The organism is Phaeovulum sp., from assembly GCF_030684035.1.
Lineage (GTDB): Bacteria > Pseudomonadota > Alphaproteobacteria > Rhodobacterales > Rhodobacteraceae > UBA6213.
Window position 1 is genome coordinate 21,653 of the sequence record NZ_JAUXPI010000030.1, and the last position, 18,660, is coordinate 40,312.

19 protein-coding genes are annotated in these 18,660 nt (G+C 65.5%); 13 read left to right on the forward strand and 6 right to left on the reverse strand.

What is annotated here, in order from left to right:
* Nucleotides 1-39: 39 nt before the first annotated feature.
* Entirely contained in the window at nt 40-1,623 is a 1,584-nt protein-coding gene (locus tag Q8J98_RS07270) for an alpha-amylase family glycosyl hydrolase (RefSeq protein ID WP_305183251.1), read from the forward strand.
* Nucleotides 1,624-1,746: 123 nt separating this feature from the next.
* On the forward strand, nt 1,747-2,139 hold the full coding sequence (locus Q8J98_RS07275; protein WP_305183252.1) for a hypothetical protein: 393 nt from the start codon (nt 1,747-1,749) through the stop codon (nt 2,137-2,139).
* Here Q8J98_RS07275 and Q8J98_RS07280 read toward each other — a convergent pair.
* From Q8J98_RS07280 to Q8J98_RS07290, 3 genes are read right to left on the reverse strand one after another with little or no spacing between them, the layout of a single operon-like run.
* Nucleotides 2,136-2,654: a gamma carbonic anhydrase family protein gene (locus tag Q8J98_RS07280; protein WP_305293773.1), complete on the reverse strand. Its 519-nt coding sequence runs from the start codon at nt 2,652-2,654 to the stop codon at nt 2,136-2,138. The two genes, Q8J98_RS07275 and Q8J98_RS07280, sit on opposite strands and share 4 nt — an antisense overlap.
* Nucleotides 2,651-3,298: a guanylate kinase gene (gene gmk, locus Q8J98_RS07285; protein WP_305293774.1), complete on the reverse strand. Its 648-nt coding sequence runs from the start codon at nt 3,296-3,298 to the stop codon at nt 2,651-2,653. Before gmk ends, Q8J98_RS07280 begins: the two co-directional genes overlap by 4 nt.
* Nucleotides 3,299-3,301: 3 nt before the next feature.
* A complete protein-coding gene (locus Q8J98_RS07290) occupies nt 3,302-4,222 on the reverse strand; it encodes a YicC/YloC family endoribonuclease (RefSeq protein ID WP_305293775.1) in 921 nt (306 codons plus the stop codon).
* 136 nt (nt 4,223-4,358) lie between these two features.
* On the opposite strand from Q8J98_RS07290, the gene Q8J98_RS07295 reads away from it, so the two are divergent.
* Nucleotides 4,359-5,054 carry a PAS domain-containing protein gene (locus Q8J98_RS07295; RefSeq protein WP_305293776.1) on the forward strand — a complete coding sequence of 232 codons (696 nt, stop codon included), beginning with the start codon at nt 4,359-4,361 and terminating at the stop codon, nt 5,052-5,054.
* 18 nt (nt 5,055-5,072) lie between these two features.
* On the opposite strand, the gene Q8J98_RS07300 is transcribed toward Q8J98_RS07295, so the two are convergent.
* Nucleotides 5,073-6,443, reverse strand: coding sequence for a class II 3-deoxy-7-phosphoheptulonate synthase (locus Q8J98_RS07300; RefSeq protein WP_305293777.1), 1,371 nt, complete (start codon nt 6,441-6,443; stop codon nt 5,073-5,075).
* Between the two features lie 184 nt (nt 6,444-6,627).
* Between Q8J98_RS07300 and Q8J98_RS07305 the strand changes: the two genes are divergently transcribed.
* From Q8J98_RS07305 to Q8J98_RS07330, 6 genes are all read left to right on the forward strand, one after another.
* Complete coding sequence (locus Q8J98_RS07305) at nt 6,628-7,650, forward strand: GlxA family transcriptional regulator (RefSeq protein ID WP_305293778.1); 1,023 nt, start codon at nt 6,628-6,630, stop codon at nt 7,648-7,650.
* 121 nt (nt 7,651-7,771) lie between these two features.
* The gene (locus Q8J98_RS07310; RefSeq protein ID WP_305183259.1) at nt 7,772-8,956 is read left to right on the forward strand and encodes an ABC transporter substrate-binding protein; all 1,185 of its coding nucleotides are present in this window, start codon (nt 7,772-7,774) and stop codon (nt 8,954-8,956) included.
* Nucleotides 8,957-9,063: 107 nt separating this feature from the next.
* Entirely contained in the window at nt 9,064-9,849 is a 786-nt protein-coding gene (locus Q8J98_RS07315; RefSeq protein WP_305293779.1) for an ABC transporter ATP-binding protein, read from the forward strand.
* Complete coding sequence (locus Q8J98_RS07320; protein ID WP_305293780.1) at nt 9,846-10,550, forward strand: ABC transporter ATP-binding protein; 705 nt, start codon at nt 9,846-9,848, stop codon at nt 10,548-10,550. The genes Q8J98_RS07315 and Q8J98_RS07320 overlap by 4 nt, the downstream gene beginning before the upstream one ends.
* Nucleotide 10,551: 1 nt before the next feature.
* Nucleotides 10,552-11,562: a branched-chain amino acid ABC transporter permease gene (locus Q8J98_RS07325; RefSeq protein ID WP_305293781.1), complete on the forward strand. Its 1,011-nt coding sequence runs from the start codon at nt 10,552-10,554 to the stop codon at nt 11,560-11,562.
* Nucleotides 11,559-12,887: a branched-chain amino acid ABC transporter permease gene (locus Q8J98_RS07330; RefSeq protein ID WP_305293782.1), complete on the forward strand. Its 1,329-nt coding sequence runs from the start codon at nt 11,559-11,561 to the stop codon at nt 12,885-12,887. Before Q8J98_RS07325 ends, Q8J98_RS07330 begins: the two co-directional genes overlap by 4 nt.
* A gap of 6 nt (nt 12,888-12,893) precedes the next feature.
* On the opposite strand, the gene aroB is transcribed toward Q8J98_RS07330, so the two are convergent.
* Nucleotides 12,894-14,003 carry a 3-dehydroquinate synthase gene (gene aroB, locus Q8J98_RS07335; RefSeq protein WP_305293783.1) on the reverse strand — a complete coding sequence of 370 codons (1,110 nt, stop codon included), beginning with the start codon at nt 14,001-14,003 and terminating at the stop codon, nt 12,894-12,896.
* Entirely contained in the window at nt 14,000-14,569 is a 570-nt protein-coding gene (locus Q8J98_RS07340) for a shikimate kinase (protein ID WP_305183265.1), read from the reverse strand. Before Q8J98_RS07340 ends, aroB begins: the two co-directional genes overlap by 4 nt.
* A gap of 150 nt (nt 14,570-14,719) precedes the next feature.
* Between Q8J98_RS07340 and Q8J98_RS07345 the strand changes: the two genes are divergently transcribed.
* The 4 genes from Q8J98_RS07345 to Q8J98_RS07360 are packed head-to-tail and all read left to right on the forward strand — an operon-like array spanning nt 14,720 to nt 18,654.
* Complete coding sequence (locus Q8J98_RS07345; RefSeq protein ID WP_305293784.1) at nt 14,720-14,857, forward strand: hypothetical protein; 138 nt, start codon at nt 14,720-14,722, stop codon at nt 14,855-14,857.
* Nucleotides 14,844-16,406 carry a hypothetical protein gene (locus Q8J98_RS07350; protein ID WP_305293785.1) on the forward strand — a complete coding sequence of 521 codons (1,563 nt, stop codon included), beginning with the start codon at nt 14,844-14,846 and terminating at the stop codon, nt 16,404-16,406. The genes Q8J98_RS07345 and Q8J98_RS07350 overlap by 14 nt, the downstream gene beginning before the upstream one ends.
* Nucleotides 16,403-17,344: a site-specific tyrosine recombinase XerD gene (locus Q8J98_RS07355; RefSeq protein ID WP_305293786.1), complete on the forward strand. Its 942-nt coding sequence runs from the start codon at nt 16,403-16,405 to the stop codon at nt 17,342-17,344. Before Q8J98_RS07350 ends, Q8J98_RS07355 begins: the two co-directional genes overlap by 4 nt.
* Nucleotides 17,341-18,654, forward strand: a complete 1,314-nt coding sequence (locus tag Q8J98_RS07360; RefSeq protein ID WP_305293787.1) for an HlyC/CorC family transporter — start codon at nt 17,341-17,343, stop codon at nt 18,652-18,654. Before Q8J98_RS07355 ends, Q8J98_RS07360 begins: the two co-directional genes overlap by 4 nt.
* Nucleotides 18,655-18,660: the final 6 nt, after the last annotated feature.

Consider the following 18,660-nt stretch of genomic DNA (forward strand, 5'->3'; position numbering starts at 1 on the left):
CGGCTAGACATGCGGCAGGCGGTTGCGTGGAGAATGCGGATGGCGGAGTGGTGGCGCGGCGCGGTGGTCTATCAGATTTACCCGCGCAGCTTTCAGGACAGCAACGGCGACGGCATTGGCGATCTTGTCGGCATCACCCGGCGGCTCGAGCATGTCGCGCGGCTCGGGGCCGATGCGATCTGGATTTCGCCGGTGTTCCCCTCGCCGATGGCCGACATGGGCTATGATGTCTCCGACTATCGCGGCATCGACCCGTTGTTCGGCACGCTTGCCGATTTCGACGCGCTGCTGGCGCGGGCGCATGATCTGGGGCTGCGGGTGATCCTCGATCAGGTGCTGAGCCATTCCTCGGACCGCCACCCCTGGTTTGCCGACAGCCGCACCCGCGGTGCGCGCGCCGATTGGTATGTCTGGGCCGATGCGCGCGCTGATGGGACGCCACCGAACAACTGGCTTTCGGTATTCGGCGGCCCGGCCTGGGAATGGGATGCGGGGCGGCGGCAGTACTACCTGCATAATTTTCTGCCATCGCAACCGGACCTCAATTTGCACAACCCGGCGGCGCAGGACGCGGTGCTCGAGGTTCTGCGCTTCTGGCTTGATCGTGGCGTTGACGGATTTCGGCTCGATACGGTGAATTACTACCTGCATGATCCAGCGCTGCGCAACAATCCGCCCGCCCCCGGTGGCCTTGCCAAAGTGAATACCTACGACATGCAAGACCACCGGTATGACAAGACCCGGCCCGAAAACCTTGCCCTGATCGCCCGCATCCGGGCGCTGACCGATGCCTACCCGGACCGCTGCCTGATCGGTGAGGTGGGCGAAGTTGCGGGCCGGGCGCTGCCGATCATGGCGGCCTACACGAAGGGGAAGAAGCACCTGCACATGGCCTACAGCTTTGATCTGCTGGGCGAAGATTACACGCCTGCGCATTTTCGCGAAACTGTCGAAGGCTTCCTTGCCGCCGCCCCCGATGGCTGGCCCTACTGGTCATTTTCCAACCATGATGTGGTGCGCGCTGCAACCCGCTGGGCAGGCAATGGCGCTGACCCGGAGCTGGTGGCAAAGCAGGCGCTGGCGCTTTTGCTGTCGCTGCCGGGCACGATCGGGCTCTATCAGGGCGAGGAACTGGGGCAGACCGAGACCGAGCTTGCATACGAGGAACTGACCGACCCGCTTGGCCTGCGGTTCTGGCCCGAGGTGAAGGGGCGCGATGGTTGCCGCACGCCGATGGTCTGGGATACCGCGCCGCAGGCCGGGTTCAGCACCGCGCGGCCCTGGCTGCCAGTGAAACCGCCACAGGCGTTGCGCAATGTGGTGGCGGCCGAGGCCCAACCCGCATCGGTTCTGCACCACGCCCGCGCGGTCTTGGCGCTGCGCCGCGCAAGCCCTGCCCTGCAGCTTGGCGCGACGCGGTTTCTTGACCTGCCCGCGCCGATCCTCGGGTTCACCCGCAGCATGGCCGGCACATCGCTTACCTGCCTGTTCAACCTTTCGCCCGTCGCACGACGCCTGGCCGTGCCTACGCCCGGCACCCTCATCGCCCCGTCGCAGGGGGCGGAGCAGCTTGGGTCGGAGCTGCTGCTTTCCGCCAATGCCTGGGCTTGGCAGCGTCACTGAGAAGCATTGCACCCGCGCAATTGCGCTTGAGTGACGGGCAACACGCAGCTAAACCATTGATTGTAGCGTGTGTATTTTTCATGGTGCAAGTGATGACGAGAAAGCAACTGGAACAGGCACGCCATGACAGGTTCGCACCCGGCAAGACCGACGCCCTGGCTTGCCGCCGCGCTTGATGCAACCGCTGCGGAACACCGAAGAATATTGCTTATCGACCCGCGCCATCCGCAGCCAATGGCGCTGCGCGGGCTGAAGGGGGCCGATATCACTTTTGCCACTCTCGCAGCGGTTGATGCTGGGCTGCTTGACCGAACCACCCCCGATGTCGTGCTCGCGCCACTCATGACGCCAAGTTTTGACGTGCTTGACCTCGCGCGTCGGCTGCGAGCACTCGGATATCGTGGGCAATTGCGCGCCTTCACCCCGAATATTCCCGACCCGCATCTGGTGCGCTCTGAAATCGCTTCGGCCTGCCCTGGCCTCGACTTCGATCTGATCGTGCTGGCGACAGATTAGACGGCGCGCAGCCCGGCGGCAAAGCGGCGGGCATTGGCGCGGTAATGCACGGCGGAACGCAGGAGTTTTTCCACCCCGGCTTCGTCCAACTGGCGGACCACGCGCCCTGGTGCGCCCATGACCAGACTGAAATCGGGGATAACCTTGCCTTCGGTAATCAACGCTCCGGCACCGATCAGGCAGCCGCGCCCGATCACCGCGCCGTTCAGAACCGTCGCCCCCATGCCGATCAGCGTGCCATCGCCAATCGTGCAGCCATGCAGCATCGCCTTGTGGCCGATGGTGCAATCCGCCCCGATGGCAAGCGGAAAGCCCATGTCGGTGTGCAGCACCGAGGCCTCCTGAACGTTGCTGCCCGGGCCAAGCCGGATTTCCTCGTTGTCGCCGCGCAGCGTGGCACCGAACCAGACCGAAGCGCCTGCCTCCAGCACCACCTTGCCGATCAGATTGGCATCGGGTGCAACCCAGGCGTCGGCTGCAACCAAGGGGACAATGCCGTCAAGCGCGTAGATCATCGGGCGGCAAACTCCGCATTGAGGCCACGGACGAAATCCGCAAGCCCGGTCTGGCGCTCGCGTTTCAGCCGCTCGGCGGCGAGGATGGTGGCAAGTGCTGTCTCGGCGCGGTCAAGATCATCGTTGACCAGAACATAATCGTATTCAGCCCAGTGGCTGATCTCGGCCTGGCTTTTCGCCATCCGACCGGCAATCACCTCGGGCGCATCCTGGCCGCGCGCGCGCAGGCGGCGATCAAGCTCGGCAATCGACGGCGGCAGGATGAAGACCGAAACGACATCGCGCCCGAGCGCCGAGTTCCGCACCTGCTGGCCGCCCTGCCAATCAATGTCGAGCAGCACATCGCGCCCGGCCGCAAGATCCGCCTCGATCGGGCCGCGCGGCGAGCCGTAGAGGTGGCCGAATACCTCGGCGTGTTCCAGCATGTCGCCGCGCCGGGCGGCGGCTTCAAAGGCTTCGCGGGCAAGAAACCAGTATTCGCGGCCATCGACCTCGCCGGGGCGCGGCGCGCGGGTGGTCGCGGAAACCGAAAAGCGCATATCCGCGTCTTTCGCCATCAGGCGGCGCGCGAGGGTGGTCTTGCCAGCACCCGAGGGTGAGGACAGGATGACGAGAAGGCCGCGGCGGGGGCTGGCAGGGGGCATCGCCTACTCCAGATTCTGGATCTGCTCGCGCATCTGGTCGATCACATGCTTGAGGTCAAGCCCGATTGCGGTCAACTGCGTCGAGCCGGATTTGGAGCAGAGCGTATTGGCCTCGCGCACGAATTCCTGGGTGAGAAACTCCAGCTTGCGGCCAATCGCGCCCTCTGACGCGAGATGTGCGCGGGCGGCAGCGATGTGGGCGCGCAAACGGTCAAGCTCTTCGGTCACGTCGGCCTTGATGGCGATCAGCGCGAGTTCGCCGGCAACCCGCGCGGGGTCTGCCCCCGGCGCGGCATCGGCAACCCGCGCAAGCGCCGCGCGCATCGATTCGGCGGCTTGCGGGCGGCGCGCCTCCGCCGCCTCGGCGGCCGCCTCGGTCAACTCGGCGATGCGGTCGATCTGGGCGGCGAGCACGCGTGCGAGCGCGGCACCTTCGCTGCGGCGCATGGCGTTGAAATCACCGAGCAGCAGCGCGAAATCGGCAAGCAGGGCGGCGCGCAGCGCCAGTGGCTCAGGCGGCTCGGTCGTGCCTTGCAGTGTCACCCCGCGCAGGCCGAGCACCTGCGCCGCCGAGGTCGCGGCAAGCTCCAGCCCCTGCCCTGCCGCCTGCGCCTCGACCGTGGCAAGCGCCGACAGTGCCGCAGAAAGACCCGTCGGGCTGAGCCGCAGCGCCTCGGTCGCGTCGGTTGCGACGAGCTTGAGGTTCAGTTGCACCGAGCCGCGCGCCACCTTGCGCGCCACCGCTTCGCGCAAAGCCAGCTCCAGCCCTTCGATGCCCTCGGGCAGGCGCAGCCGCAGATCGAGCCCCTTGCCATTGACCGCGCGCAGATCCCAGGCCCAATCCGCCCCGGCACCTGAACCCTGCCGCGCCGCAAAGCCAGTCATCGACAACGGGCCGCCCGCGGCACGCCTGTGGTTAACCATTTGTAAACTTTCCTGCCCGGGATCGCCGAGGATCGGCTATATTGGCAAAGAAGTAATCGTGTAGCGCCGCCGCGACAAGCGGGCTTGCCAGTTCGGCAGGGCCCGGGGGCCGGGGGCCATGGGGTTGAGGTCGGAGATGGGCGGGAAATTGACAGGCGACGGAGGCTCGGTCACACCAATATACCCCGGGGCGCAGGGGCGCGCCCTGGCGCTGGTGCGCGCTTACTGGGAAGCGTTGCGCAGGGGCCGCCTGGTGCCTGCGCGCGCCGAGGTGGACCCGCGCGGCATCGAACAGGCGCTGGAATATGCCTTCATTGCCGAACGTATCGCCCCCGGCATGGCGCGCTTTCGCCTTGCGGGAATGCACCTCAACGACCTGATGGGCATGGAGGTGCGCGGCATGCCGCTTTCCACCTTTGCCGCGCCCGAATCGCGCAAGCGGCTTTCCGACGCGCTGGAGGCGGTGTTTCAGGGGCCCGAAATCGCCGAGCTGACGCTGCTGGCGGAGCCGGGCATCGGCAAGCCGCCGCTTTCGGCAAAGCTGCTGATCTTGCCGCTGAAATCCGACCTCGGTGACATCAACCGGGTGATGGGGTGCCTGGTGAGCGATGGCCAGATCGGCCGCAGCCCGCGCCGCTTCAACATCAGCGACGTGCGGATGAGCGCGATCGTCGCAGGCCAGCCGACCGGCGCAGAGAGCGCGCTCCCCCTGCCCGCAGCGCGGCACCAACCCGGCTTCGCGGAACCTGCCCCCGCGCCCCTCGCCACGCCCCAGGGCAGCCCCGAGGCGCGCCGCGCGATGCTGCGCCTGGTGGCAAAGAACGACGGCTGACAGCGGCCCGGCCTTGCCTCAGATTGCCACGGCCCTGCGCTGGTCGCGCAGCGCCTGCAATTCCTCGGCGACGAGGAACGCCAGTTCCAGCGACTGGCTGGCGTTAAGGCGCGGGTCGCAAGCGGTGTGGTAGCGGCTTGAGAGGTCTTCATCGGTCACCGCGCGCACGCCTCCGGTGCATTCGGTCACGTCCTTTCCGGTCATCTCGAAATGCACGCCGCCCGGAATCGTGCCTTCGGCGCGGTGCACCGCAAAGAATTCGCGCACCTCGCGCAGCACCGATTCGAAGGGCCGGGTCTTGTAGCCCGAAGCGGATTTGATCGTGTTGCCGTGCATCGCGTCGCAGGTCCAGACCACGTTCGCGCCAATGTCGCGCACCGCGCGGATGAGCCGCGGCAGATGGTCGCCCACCTTGCCCGCGCCAAACCTGGCGATCAGCGTCAGCCGCCCCGGCTCGTTTTCGGGGTTCAGCGTTTCGATCAGAAGCTTCAGGTCGTCAGCAGTAATCGAGGGGCCACATTTGAGGCCGACCGGGTTTTGCACGCCACGGCAGAAGGCGACATGGGCACCATCGGGCTGGCGGGTGCGATCACCGATCCAGAGCATGTGGCCAGAGCCTGCGACCGGCAGGCCGGTGGTGCTGTCGATCCGGCACAGCGCCTCTTCATATTCCAGCAGCAGCGCCTCGTGGCTGGTGTAGAAATCGACCTGCCCGAGCTCGGGGGCGGTCTCCGAGGTGACCCCGGCGGCAGCCATGAACGCCATCGCATCGGAAATGCGCGAGGCGATCTCGCGGTAACGTTCGGCGTCGTCTTCAGCGGTGAAGCCGGAAATCCAGTTCTGCACCCGGTGAATATCGGCGTAGCCCCCGGTCGAGAAGGCGCGCAACAGGTTGAGGCTGGCAGCGGCCTGGGTATAGGCCTGCAACATCCGCGCCGGGTCTGGCACCCGCGCCTCGGGGGTGAAATCGAAACCGTTGATGATATCGCCCCGGTAGCTTGGCAATTCGAGACCGCCCATCACCTCGGTGCCCGCCGAGCGCGGCTTGGCAAACTGGCCCGCCATGCGGCCGACCTTGACCACCGGCAGCTTGGCACCCCAGGTCAGCACGATCGCCATTTGCAGCATCACCTTGAAGGTGTCGCGGATATTGTCGGCCGAAAACTCGCCAAAGCTCTCGGCGCAGTCGCCGCCTTGCAACAGGAACGCCTTGCCCTCGGCCACCTGCCCCAGCGCGCGCTTGAGCTTGCGCGCCTCGCCCGCGAATACCAGTGGCGGCATCCGCCCCAGTTGCGCTTCGACCACACCAACCGCCAGCGCATCGGGATAGTCGGGCATTTGCAGCCGCGGCAGTTTGCGCCAGTCGGATTTGGTCCAGGAGGTGGTCATCTGCTATCCTTTCGCGTCGGCGTTCGTGGCGGCAGGCAAAGCCGCCGCGCCGCGTTATAGGGGGCGCGGCGGCGCAGTGCAAATGCGCATCGCGCACGGATTTCCCGCCGCCGCCGCGCAGGGCGCTTGCGGGCTGGCCGAAAGCCTGTATTGCTGGCATGAAACGACACCCAGCAGGTCGCAAATGCGCTCTCCCACGCCCGCCCCCACGCCGCGCAAGACCCCCACAACGCCAGAGCGGCCGCGCCGCTTCGTATTCCTCTTGCTCGACCGGTTCACCCTCATTGCCTTTGCCTCGGCGATCGAGCCGTTGCGGCTGGCAAATCAGGTGTCGGGCAAGCCGCTTTATGCCTGGGTGCTGGCCGGCGAGAACGGGCGCGAGGCGACCTGTTCGAACGGTGCCACGCTGCGGCTCGACATCGGGCTGACCGAGATTTTGCGCGATGACACGGTGATCGTCTGCGGCGGGCTCGATGTGGCAGAAGCCACCTCGAAGCCGATCCTGAACTGGCTCAGGCGCGAGGCGCGGCGGGGTGTCGCCATCGGCGGGCTTTGCACCGGGGCATGGGCGGTGGCGAAAGCCGGGCTGCTGGAAGGTCGCCGCGCCACCATCCACTGGGAGAATCAGGACAGTTTTTCGGAAGATTTCGAGGCGGTGCGGCTCTTGAAATCGGTCTTCGTGATCGACGGCAACCGCATGACCTCGGCGGGCGGCACCGCGTCGATCGACCTGATGCTGAAGGTCATTGCCCAGGACCACGGCGAGGAACTGGCCAATACCGTTGCCGACCAGCTCATCTACAACTCGATCCGCACCGATCAGGACAGCCAGCGGATGTCGATCCCCACCCGAATCGGGGTGCGGCACCCGAAACTCGCACAAGTGATCGCCCGGATGGAGGCGAACCTGGAAGACCCGGTCAGCCCGGCGCAACTGGCGGAAGATGTGGGCATGTCCACCCGGCAGCTGGAACGGCTGTTCCGCCGCTATCTGAACCGCAGCCCAAAGCGCTACAACATGGAAATTCGCCTGCAAAAAGCGCGTAACCTGCTGATGCAGACCGAAATGAGCGTCATAAACGTGGCGCTTGCCTGCGGCTTTTCCAGCCCGTCGCATTTTTCCAAATGCTACCGCTCGCAATATGCCACCACGCCTTACCGCGAACGCGGCACCTCGGGCGCGCCAAGCGAAACCGGCGGTATCTGAGGCCCGCATTGCGCTTGGCGCGGCAAGCCGACGCAGGAAAAACCTACAGGGCACTTTTCTTTTTCGGATGAAGCCTCTAACGTCCCCGGTCAGGACAACGATCCAACCTGGGAGTGTACTCATGAAGAAAATGCTTATGGCAAGCGCCGCAATCGCGCTTGTTGCCGGTGCCGCCGGTGCCGAAGAAATCAAGATTGGCATTTCGGTCGGCTTCACCGGCCCGCTCGAATCGCTGGCACCGCAAATGGCACAGGGTGCCGAAATGGCGATGGCCGAAGTCACCGCTTCGGGCCTGCTGCTGGGCGGCTCGACCGTGGTTCCGGTGCGCGGCGACAGCACCTGCATTGACGCGGCGGTTGCCACCGCGACCGTCGAGCGGCTGATCACTGCCGAGCGTGTGCGCGGCATCGTCGGCGGCATGTGCTCGGGTGAAACCACCGCCAGCCTGCAAAACGTCGCCATGCCCAACGGCATCGTGATGATCTCGCCCTCGGCCACCTCGCCCGCGCTCTCGACGCTGGAAGACAACGGCCTGTTCTTCCGCACCTCGCCGTCGGATGCCCGCCAGGGCGTGGTGATGACCGAGATCATGATGGAGCGCGGCCTGAAATCCGCCGCCGTCACCTATACCAACAACGACTACGGCAAGGGTCTGGCCGACAGTTTCGCGGCGGCCTATACCGCCGCGGGCGGCAAGGTGACGATCATCCAGGCACATGACGACGGCAAGGCCGACTATTCGGCCGAAGTCGCGGCGCTGGCCTCGGCGGGCGGCGATGTTCTGGTGGTCGCGGGCTATATCGACCAGGGCGGCGCGGGGATCATCCGTGGCGCGCTCGATGCCGGTGCCTTCGATCTCTTCAACTTCCCCGACGGGATGGTGAGCCAGGCGCTTGAAGACAAGTTCGCTGCCGAAGTCACCGGCTCGTTCGGGCAGAACCCGGCAGCGGCAGGCGCTGGCCGCGACGCTTTCGTGGCCATGGCCACGGCGGCGGGCTTTGACGGCACCTCGGCCTTTGCGCCCGAGTCCTACGACGCGGCGGCGCTGATCATGCTGGCGATGGCCGCAGCCGGTTCCTCCGATCCGGCGGCCTACAAGGGCAAGGTGATGGATGTGGCCAACGCCCCGGGCGAGCCGATCCTGCCGGGCGAGCTTGCCAAGGCACTGCAGATTCTCGCGGCGGGTGGCGATGTCGATTATGTCGGTGCCACCGCGGTCGAGTTGATCGGACCCGGCGAAAGCTCTGGCTCGTATCGTGAGATCGAGTTCCAGGGCGGCAAGATGAATGTGTTGCGGTACCGCTAAGGGCGGCTGACCGAACCAGCAACAGCCCGGAGAAATCCGGGCTGTTTGCTTGATAATCAAGCCCTTGAAGGGCACCCTTCGTGCAAAGCATGAAGATCGGGGGATGCATGATCCAGGTTGAGAACCTGCACAAGCATTTTGGCGGCTTTCGCGCTGTCGATGATGTGTCCATCTCAATTGCACAGCGCTCCATCACCGGCCTGATCGGCCCGAACGGCGCTGGCAAATCTACTTTGTTCAATGTGATAGCTGGCGTTCTCAAACCAACGTCCGGGCGCGTCCTGATGGCGGGTGAAGACATTACCGGCCTGCCGCCGCACGCGCTTTTTGAACGGGGCCTGTTGCGCACCTTCCAGATTGCGCAGGAGTTTTCCTCGATGACCGTGCGCGAGAACCTGATGATGGTTCCCGGTTCGCAAGCGGGTGAAACGCTCTGGAACGCCTGGTTTGCCCGCGCCCGCATCCGCGCGGAGGAGGCGGCGCTGCGCGCCAAGGCCGATGAGGTGCTCGAGTTTCTCACCATTTCGCATCTGGCCGGGGAAAAGGCGGGCAACCTTTCCGGCGGGCAGAAAAAGCTGCTGGAGCTTGGCCGCACGATGATGGTCGAGGCGAAGATCGTATTTCTCGACGAGGTCGGGGCGGGGGTGAACCGAACGCTTCTCAATACCATCGGCGACGCGATCGTGCGGCTGAACCGCGAGCGCGGCTATACCTTCTGCGTGATCGAGCACGACATGGACTTTATCGCCCGGCTTTGTGACCCGGTGATCGTGATGGCCGAGGGGCATGTGCTGGCGCACGGCAAATCCGACGAGATCATGCAAAACGAGGCGGTGATCGAGGCCTATCTGGGCACCGGGCTGAAGAACAAGGTGCGGGAGGGGCTGGCATGAGCTTCCTTCTCGCCGAGAACATGACCGGCGGCTATGGCGCTGCCGACATTTTGCACGGCTGCACGCTCCGCGTCGAAAAAGGCCAGATCGCGGTGATCGTCGGCCCCAACGGTGCCGGCAAATCGACCGCGATGAAGGCGGTTTTCGGCATGCTGAAGCTGCGCGGGGGCCATGTAACCCTTGAGGGCGAAGACATTACCCAGCTTTCGCCGCAGGCGCGGGTGGCCAAGGGCATGGCATTCGTGCCGCAAACCTCGAACGTGTTCCCGTCGATGAGTGTAGAGGAAAACCTTGAAATGGGTGCTTTCCTGCGCCGCGACAACGTCGCCGCGACGATGGAGCAGGTTTATACCCTGTTCCCGATCCTCAGGGACAAGCGGCGTCAGGCGGCGGGGGAACTGAGCGGCGGACAGCGCCAGCAGGTGGCGGTGGGCCGCGCGCTGATGACCGAGCCGAAGCTTCTGATGCTTGATGAGCCGACCGCAGGCGTGTCGCCCATTGTCATGGACGAGCTTTTTGACCGCATCATCGAGGTGGCGCGCAGCGGTATCTCGATTCTGATGGTCGAGCAGAACGCGCGCCAGGCGCTTGGCATCGCCGACATGGGCTATGTGCTGGTGCAAGGCTCGAACCGCTACACCGACACCGGGGCGGCGCTGCTGGCCGACCCCGATGTGCGCCGCACCTTTCTGGGGGGCTGAGATGGACTTTCTCAATGCCATCGTGGCGATGCTCAATTTCGTCATCATCCCGGCCTCGGCTTATGGCGCGCAATTGGCGCTTGGCGCGCTTGGGGTAACGCTGATCTACGGCATACTGCGGTTTTCCAACTTCGCGCATGGCGACACCATGGCGTTTGGCACCGCGATGACGATACTCGGCACCTGGGGGTTGCAGTCGCTCGGGGTTTCAATCTCGCCGCTGCCGACCGCGCTTCTGGCGCTGCCTTTCGGCATTGCCGCCACGGCCGCGCTGGTGCTTGGCACCGACCGCGCCGTCTATCGCTTTTACCGCAAGAAGAAATCCGACCCGATCATTCTGGTGATGGCCTCGGTGGGTGTGATGTTCATCATGAACGGCGTTACCCGGTTCGTGATCGGTGTGGGTGAGATCCAGTTTGACGATGGCGTGCGCTTTGTCATCAACGCGCGCGAGTTCCGGGCGGCAACCGGGCTGGCCGAAGGGCTGGCGCTGCGTTCGACCCAGGTCATCACCCTGGTTACCGCCGTGCTCGTGGTCTGGGCGCTCTTCTGGTTTCTGGGCCGCACCCGCACCGGCAAATCGATGCGCGCGTTTTCCGACAACGAAGACCTCGCGCTCCTCTCGGGCATCAACCCCGAACGGGTGGTTGCGGTGACCTGGATCCTTGCGGCGGCGCTGGCGACCATTGCCGGAACCCTGTTTGGCCTCGATAAAAGCTTCAAGGCCTTCAACTATTTCCAGCTTCTCCTGCCGATCTTCGCGGCGGCGATTGTCGGCGGCCTCGGCAACCCGCTTGGGGCGATTGCCGGAGGCTTCGTGATCGCGTTTTCCGAGGTTGCGGTAACTTATGATTTTCGCAAGGTGCTCGGCTATCTCATTCCCGGCGACTGGACGCCGAGCGGGCCGATCCAGCTTTTGTCAACCGAATACAAGTTCGCGGTCAGCTTCGCGATCCTGATCATCGTGCTGCTGTTCCGGCCGACAGGCATATTCAAGGGGAAATCGGTATGACCCTGAACCCGCGCAATCTGGTGCTTTTTGGCGGCATGGCGCTTTTGCTGGTGCTCGAGGGCGCTGTCACCAAGAACGCAATCTTTTCGGGCAGCTGGGATTTTTCGCTGCGCATTCTCAACATGGGGCTGATTTCGGCGGTGCTGGCGCTCGGGGTCAACATGCAATGGGGCTACGCGGGGCTGTTCAACTCGGGCGTGGTGGGCTTTGTCGCGATTGGCGGGCTTGCCCCGGTGCTGGTGGCGATGCCACCAAACCCGGGGGCTTTCACGGCGGGCGGGACGGGGCTGATTCTGGCGTTTGCGATGGCTGCGGCAACGGTCTGGGCAGCAATCGCGGTCAACCGCCGCGCCCGCCTGCAAGTGCGGGTCATTGCCATTCCGCTGATCCTGATCGGCGGCTTTTTCCTCTACCGCGCGATCTTTGACCCGGCATCCGTGGCCATCGAGGCGGTGAACCCCTCGGGCGCGGGCAACCTTGGCGGGCTTGGCCTGCCGATCGTGCTTGCCTGGCCGCTGGGCGCGGTCTTTGCCGCCGGTGCCGCCTGGGTGGTGGGCAAAACGGCGCTTGGGCTGCGCTCTGATTACCTCGCCATCGCCACGCTCGGTATTGGTGAAATCATCGTTTCGGTGCTGCGCAACGAAGATTGGCTGGCGCGCGGTGTCAAGAACATCAACGGCCTGCCCCGGCCCTGGCCAGTACCGCGCGAGATCGAGTTGCAGACCAGCGCGAGTTTTGTCGAACGCGCCGCAGCGCTCGGGCTCGACCCGGTAACCGCCTCGACGCTGACGGTGAAGCTGCTTTACTCCGGTCTGTTCCTGATCGTGCTGTTGCTGCTCATCTGGCTTACACAAATGGCGCTCACATCGCCCTGGGGCCGGATGATGCGCGCCATCCGCGACAACGAAACCGCGGCGGCGGCGATGGGCAAGAACGTGACCCGCCGCCATTTGCAAATCTTCGTTCTCGGCTCGGCGGTCTGCGGCCTTGCGGGGGCGATGATGATAACGCTCGACGGGCAGATGACGCCGGGCAGCTACAACCCGCTGCGCTATACCTTCCTGATCTGGGTGATGGTGATTGTCGGAGGGTCCGGCAACAACTGGGGTTCGGTGCTCGGCGGGATGCTGATCTATTTCCTCTGGATCAAGGCCGAAACCTGGGGGCTGGAGCTGATGCGCTTCGTCACCTCGGGGCTGGCGGATGGCTCGGGGTTGAAGGTGCACCTGCTCGCCTCGGCCGAACAGATGCGGCTTTTGACCATGGGGCTGATTCTGCTTTTGGTGCTGCGCTTCAGTCCACGCGGCCTGATACCCGAGAAATAGCGGCGGTCAGCGCGCGGCCAATGCAGTGACCAGAAGCCCGCGCAGCACATCGGCGGGCACATCCGCGCTGACAAAGGCCTCGCCGATGCCGCGCGCCAGAATGAAGCGCAACTGTCCGTCGCGCACCTTCTTGTCTTGCGCCATCAGCGCCATCAGCGCATCGGGCCCCGGTAGATCGCCCGCGATATCGGCAAGGTCCACCTTCATGCCCATCGCCCGAAGATGCGCGCGCACCCGGCTCGGCACTTCCTGGCTGCAGAGGCCAAGCCGCTGGCTGAGCTCGAACGCCAGCGCGCAACCGATTGCCACCCCCTCGCCATGCAACAGCCGCGCCGAATAGCCGGTGGCGGATTCAAGCGCGTGGCCAAAGGTATGGCCAAGGTTCAACAGCGCCCTTTCGCCCTCTTCGGTCTCGTCGCGGGCAACGATTGCGGCCTTCATCTCAACCGACCGTGTCACCGCCCTGGCACGCACGGCGGTATCGCCTGCGGCAAGCGCTGGCCCATGCCGCTCCAGCCATTCGAAAAACCGTGCATCGCCCAGAAGCCCGTATTTCACCACCTCGCCATAGCCCGCCAGCAGATCGCGCGGCGGCAAGGTGGCGAGCAGATCAATATCGGCCAGCACCAGGCTGGGCTGGTGAAAGGCACCGATCAGGTTCTTGCCATGGGCCGAGTTGATCCCGGTCTTGCCGCCAACCGAGCTGTCCACCTGCGCCAGAAGCGTGGTCGGTATCTGCACAAAGCGCACGCCACGGCGCAGTACCGCCGCGGCGAAGCCCGCGAGATCGCCTATCACCCCGCCGCCAAAGGCCACCACCAGATCCGACCGCTCGATCCGCTCGGCAAGCAGCCATTCGACGGTGCGGGTGAGTTGCGGCCAGCCCTTGGTGGCCTCGCCCGCAGGCAGCGCCAGCGCGGTCATGGCGACCCCGCCAAGCCCCTCGCGGAGCCGGTCAAGGTGCAGCGCCGCCACGGTTTCGTCGGTAATCACCGCCACCCTGGGGCGGCGCAGAAGCGGCGCGATTTCGGCACCCGCGCGCGCCAGCAGACCGGCACCGATGCGCACCTCATAGGCGCGCGCGCCCAATTCCACCCTGACCTGCTCCACGCTCACGCCCCCTGCCCTGCGAAAACCCCCGGCGTTGCCTGCAGCGCCGCCTGCACCTTGCGCGCCATGCCGCCAACGCTCAACCCCGGCTCGGCATCAACCACAACCTGCGCCAGCGCGTAAACCGGTGCCCGTGTTGCCAGCAGTGCCCGCAATGTGCCCAGCGGATCAGCGGTGCGCAGTAGCGGCCGGGTGGATTTGGCACGCACCCGCTGCCAGAGCAGATCGAGGTCGGCCTTGAGCCAGACCGAAGCCCCCCTCTCGGCGATCATTGCGCGGTTCGACTCGGACATGAAGGCACCGCCGCCGGTCGAGAGAATTGCAGGCGGGCCGACCAGCAGACGCGCCAGCACCTCTGATTCGCGGGCGCGGAAAAACGGCTCGCCGTCGCGCGCAAAAATTTCGGAAATCGAGCGGTTCGCGGCGCGCTCGATCTCGGTGTCGCTATCGAGAAAGCCAACGCGCAGCAGCCGCGCAAGCTGGGTGCCCACGGCAGTCTTGCCCGCACCCATCATGCCCACCAGCACCACCGGGCGGATGAGTTTGGGCGGTCCTGCCGCAGCCTTTGGCATGCCTTTCCTTCCGTCTGGCACGGGCGCGAGCGGCGGCGCTCCGCACACCGGCAAATGTCCGGCCCTGAATGGCGTGATCTTCGGAAAAATGCTATATATAATCGCCGGGCTGCGCCGCGTGGCGGGCGGGACAAATGCAAAGGGCAGGCAATGGTGCGCATTCTGAAGCTGGTCGTGGTGTTGGTGGTGCTGTCGCTTGCGGGACTGGCGGGCTATGCCTATTTCGGCGACATGGCCGCACCGCCGCAAGAGGTACGCAACCCGGTCGATCTGAATGCCACTTACTGATTTCCTTCGGGGTGGTCTGGCGGTGGCGCTGTCGCTGATCGCCACAAATGCAGTGGCGCAGGAGCCATTATCGGCGATCGACTGGCTCAGCCGCTCGGTCGTGGTGCCGCCGCAGGTTGGCGGCGCGCCGGTCAACCCGATCCTGCCCGAGCCGCCGGTCAGTCATGCGGTGGTGCTCGGTGCGGTCGAGACGGTGGCGCTCGGACCGTTCAACCCGCAGGCACCGGGGCTGATTTCACCGCTGCGCAGCGGTCTGCCGCGCGGGCTCTGGGGGGCGACACCCGAGGCCGAGCTTTCCACGCTTTTGCGCCGCGAGCGCACCGATACACTGCCGGCGCTGCTCAACCTTCTGCGGCTGGTGATGCTGGCAGAGCTTGACGCGCCGCGGGTGACGGCGGCGGGTGACGGCTCGCTCTTGCTGGCGCGGGTCGATGGCCTGCTGGCGATGGGCGCGCTCGAGCCTGCCTATGCGCTTCTGCAAATGGCAGGGGCTGGCAAGCCCGAGCATTTCCGCCGCCTGTTCGATATCGCGCTGCTCTTGGGCGAGGAAGACCGTGCCTGCGGGATCTTGCGCGCAACACCCGAGGTATCGCCTTCCTATCCGGTGCAGATTTTCTGCCTCGCGCGCGGCGGCGACTGGGCGGCTGCGGTGCTCAGCTTTCAGGCCGCGCGCGCGCTTGGGCTGCTCGATCCGGAAATGGCGGCGCTTGTCGAAAGGTTTCTCGACCCCGAGGCGGAGGACGGTGCTGATGACCTTGCGGCCCCGGACCGGGTCTCGCCGCTGGTCTTTCGGCTGCTCGAAGCAGTCGGCCAGCCGCTGCCCACGGCGTCGCTGCCGCTTGCCTTTGCACAAGCCGACCTGCGCGCCAACACCGGCTGGAAGGCCCGCATCGAGGCGGGAGAACGGCTGGCGCGCATGGGCTCGGTCGAGGCCAACCAGTTGCTTGGGCTTTACACCGAACAAAGCGCCGCCGCCTCGGGCGGTGTCTGGGACCGCGCCGCCGCCATGGCGCGACTGGATGCGGGCATCACGGCGCGCAATGTCGATGCGGTGGCTGCGGTCTTGCCGGCAACGCAGGCGCTGATGGCGGCGGCGGGGCTTGAAAGTCACCTCGCCACGCTTTTCGCGCGCGCGCTTGCCACCATGCCGGTCGAGGGCGATGCAGCGACCATTGCATTTCGGCTGGGCATGCTGGCCGATGATTTTGAGGCCATCGCGGCGCAGCACACGCCGCAAAATGCGGTTGAGCGGCTGCTGCTGGGCGTTTCCAAGGGCGACACCGCCGGGCTGGTGGCACCGAATGTGCGCGCGGTGGCGGTGAAATCGGCGTTCGATACGCGCAGCGAACTTGTCGAACCCTATGCGGGCCTTGTGGCCACCGATCGGCAGGGCGAGGCGCTGTTGCTGGCGATCGAGGCGCTAAGCGGCGGCGCGCGCGGCGATCTGCGGCAGGTGGGCGCGGCGCTGACGCTGCTGCGCCAGCTCGGGCTTGAAACCGCGGCGCGGAGGGTGGCGCTGGAACTGCTGCTGCTGGAGCCGCGCGCGTGACCAGCGATGCCCAGCATCTGTCGGCGTTTCTGGAGGCAGAGGCCGCCGAGGCCGGCGCGGCGCGCAACACTTTGCTCGCCTATGGCCGCGACCTTGGCGACTTCATGGGCTGGCTGGCGGCGCGCGGCCTTTGTTTTGAAAGCGCCGCGCAAGGCGATATCGAAACCTATCTGGTTTCTTGCGAGGCTGCCGGGTTGGCACGCGCGACCCGCGCGCGCAGGCTATCGGCGATCCGGCAGCTTTACCGCTTCGCCTATGACGAAGGCTGGCGCACCGAAAACCCGAGCCTGCGCCTCGCGGGCCCCGGTCGCAGCAAGGCGCTGCCCAAGACCCTGAGCCTCGTCGAAGTCGAGGCATTGCTTGCCGCCGCACGCGCGCAGGGCCGCAGCGCGGGCGAACGCAGCCGCACTACCTGCCTGATGGAGCTGCTCTACGCGACCGGCATGCGGGTAAGCGAACTTGTCGGGCTGCCGGTCGCCGCCGCGCGCGGCGATCCGCGCATGTTGCTGGTGCGCGGCAAGGGCGGCAAGGACCGTATGGTGCCGCTCTCGTCCCCCGCGCGAGCGACGCTTGCGGACTGGCTGAAACTGCGCGACGCCGACGAAGAGGCGGCGCGGCTGGCGCATCGCGCCGCGCCGTCGAAATACCTCTTTCCCGGCAAAGGTGCCGAAGGCCACCTGACGCGGCAGCAGTTTTTTCATCAGCTCAAGGCGCTGGCGCTTGCGGCGGGTATTGCCCCCGGCCGTGTCAGCCCGCATGTGTTGCGCCATGCCTTTGCAACGCATCTGCTGGAAGGTGGTGCCGATCTGCGCGCGATCCAGATGATGCTGGGGCACGCCGATCTTTCCACCACCGAAATCTATACCCATGTACTTGACGCCCGCCTGCGAGACCTGGTGCTGACGCACCACCCGCTGGCGCGAAAGGATGACCAATGACCGCGCCCGATGCTGCCACCGCCTATGACTTCGCCTTCTGGCTTACCGCCGGAGGGATTGTAGCGCTGCTGGTCATCTCGGCGTTCTTCTCGGGGTCGGAGACCGCGCTCACCGCGGCCTCGCGCCCCAGCCTGCGTGCCCGCGCCGACCGTGGCGACCGCGGTGCCGGGGCGGCGCTGGAAATCACCGAGGACAGCGAGCGGTTGATCGGCTCGCTTCTGCTTGGCAACAACGTGGTGAACATTTCTGCCGCAGCGCTCGCGACCGCGCTTTTCACCCGGCTCTTCGGCGATAGTGGAGTAGCGCTTGCGACATTGGTGATGACCACGCTGGTACTGATCTTTTCCGAAGTGCTGCCAAAGACCTATGCCATTACCCTGCCCGAAGTGGTGGCGGCACGGGTGGCGCGGCCGGTGCGGTTGCTCACGCGGTTGCTTGCCCCGATCGTGTCGCTGGTGCGGCTTCTGGTGCGCGGCATTCTCTGGCTTTTCGGGGTCCGCACCGATCCGGAAAAGCAGGTGTTCCGGATCCGCGAAGAGATTGCCGGGGCGCTTTCGCTCGGCCAGTCCGAAGGCACCGTGGCCAAGGAGGACCGCGACCGCCTGCTTGGTGCGCTCGACCTCGGCAACCGCACGGTTGAAGAGGTGATGCGCCACCGCAGTCAGGTGGAAATGATCGATGCCGAAGCCTCGCCCGACGCGATCCTGACCTCGGTGCTTGCCTCGCCGCACACCCGCCTGCCGCTTTACAAGGGCGAGCGCGAGAACGTGGTGGGGGTGATCCACGCCAAGGACCTGCTGCGCGCGGTCGAAAAGGTGGTGCGCGGCGAAGATGGCAACCTTGCCTCGGTGCGCGAGCTTGATGTGCTGAAAATTGCCATGAAGCCCTATTTCGTGCCCGAAACCACCCCGCTCGATGAACAGATGCGCGAGTTTCTGAAGCGGCGCACGCATTTCGCGCTGGTGGTGGATGAATATGGCGACCTGCGCGGGCTGGTGACACTGGAGGATATTCTGGAGGAAATTGTCGGCGAGATCACCGACGAGTTCGACATCGCCCGCGAAAGCCCGTTGAAGCGCACCGAAACCGGTGACTTTCTGGTTGATGGCACGATGACCATCCGCGACATCAACCGCGCCATGGATTGGCAGCTGCCCGACGATGAGGCCAATACGGTTGCCGGGCTGGTGATCCACGAGGCGCAGATGATCCCGACCGAAGGGCAGGTGTTTTCGTTCCACGGGTTCCGCTTCGAGGTGGTCACCCGCAAGGAAAACCGCATCGCAAAACTGAAGATCCGCCCGCTCTGAGCGCGC

Coding starts and splice junctions, on each gene's coding strand:
- Q8J98_RS07270 (WP_305183251.1), top strand. CDS start 40: ATGGCGGAGTGGTGGCGCGGCGCGGTGGTCTATCAGATTTACCCGCGC.
- Q8J98_RS07275 (WP_305183252.1), top strand. CDS start 1,747: ATGACAGGTTCGCACCCGGCAAGACCGACGCCCTGGCTTGCCGCCGCG.
- Q8J98_RS07280 (WP_305293773.1), bottom strand. CDS start 2,654: ATGATCTACGCGCTTGACGGCATTGTCCCCTTGGTTGCAGCCGACGCC.
- gmk (WP_305293774.1), bottom strand. CDS start 3,298: ATGCCCCCTGCCAGCCCCCGCCGCGGCCTTCTCGTCATCCTGTCCTCA.
- Q8J98_RS07290 (WP_305293775.1), bottom strand. CDS start 4,222: ATGGTTAACCACAGGCGTGCCGCGGGCGGCCCGTTGTCGATGACTGGC.
- Q8J98_RS07295 (WP_305293776.1), top strand. CDS start 4,359: ATGGGCGGGAAATTGACAGGCGACGGAGGCTCGGTCACACCAATATAC.
- Q8J98_RS07300 (WP_305293777.1), bottom strand. CDS start 6,443: ATGACCACCTCCTGGACCAAATCCGACTGGCGCAAACTGCCGCGGCTG.
- Q8J98_RS07305 (WP_305293778.1), top strand. CDS start 6,628: ATGCGCTCTCCCACGCCCGCCCCCACGCCGCGCAAGACCCCCACAACG.
- Q8J98_RS07310 (WP_305183259.1), top strand. CDS start 7,772: ATGAAGAAAATGCTTATGGCAAGCGCCGCAATCGCGCTTGTTGCCGGT.
- Q8J98_RS07315 (WP_305293779.1), top strand. CDS start 9,064: ATGATCCAGGTTGAGAACCTGCACAAGCATTTTGGCGGCTTTCGCGCT.
- Q8J98_RS07320 (WP_305293780.1), top strand. CDS start 9,846: ATGAGCTTCCTTCTCGCCGAGAACATGACCGGCGGCTATGGCGCTGCC.
- Q8J98_RS07325 (WP_305293781.1), top strand. CDS start 10,552: ATGGACTTTCTCAATGCCATCGTGGCGATGCTCAATTTCGTCATCATC.
- Q8J98_RS07330 (WP_305293782.1), top strand. CDS start 11,559: ATGACCCTGAACCCGCGCAATCTGGTGCTTTTTGGCGGCATGGCGCTT.
- Q8J98_RS07340 (WP_305183265.1), bottom strand. CDS start 14,569: ATGCCAAAGGCTGCGGCAGGACCGCCCAAACTCATCCGCCCGGTGGTG.
- Q8J98_RS07345 (WP_305293784.1), top strand. CDS start 14,720: ATGGTGCGCATTCTGAAGCTGGTCGTGGTGTTGGTGGTGCTGTCGCTT.
- Q8J98_RS07350 (WP_305293785.1), top strand. CDS start 14,844: ATGCCACTTACTGATTTCCTTCGGGGTGGTCTGGCGGTGGCGCTGTCG.
- Q8J98_RS07360 (WP_305293787.1), top strand. CDS start 17,341: ATGACCGCGCCCGATGCTGCCACCGCCTATGACTTCGCCTTCTGGCTT.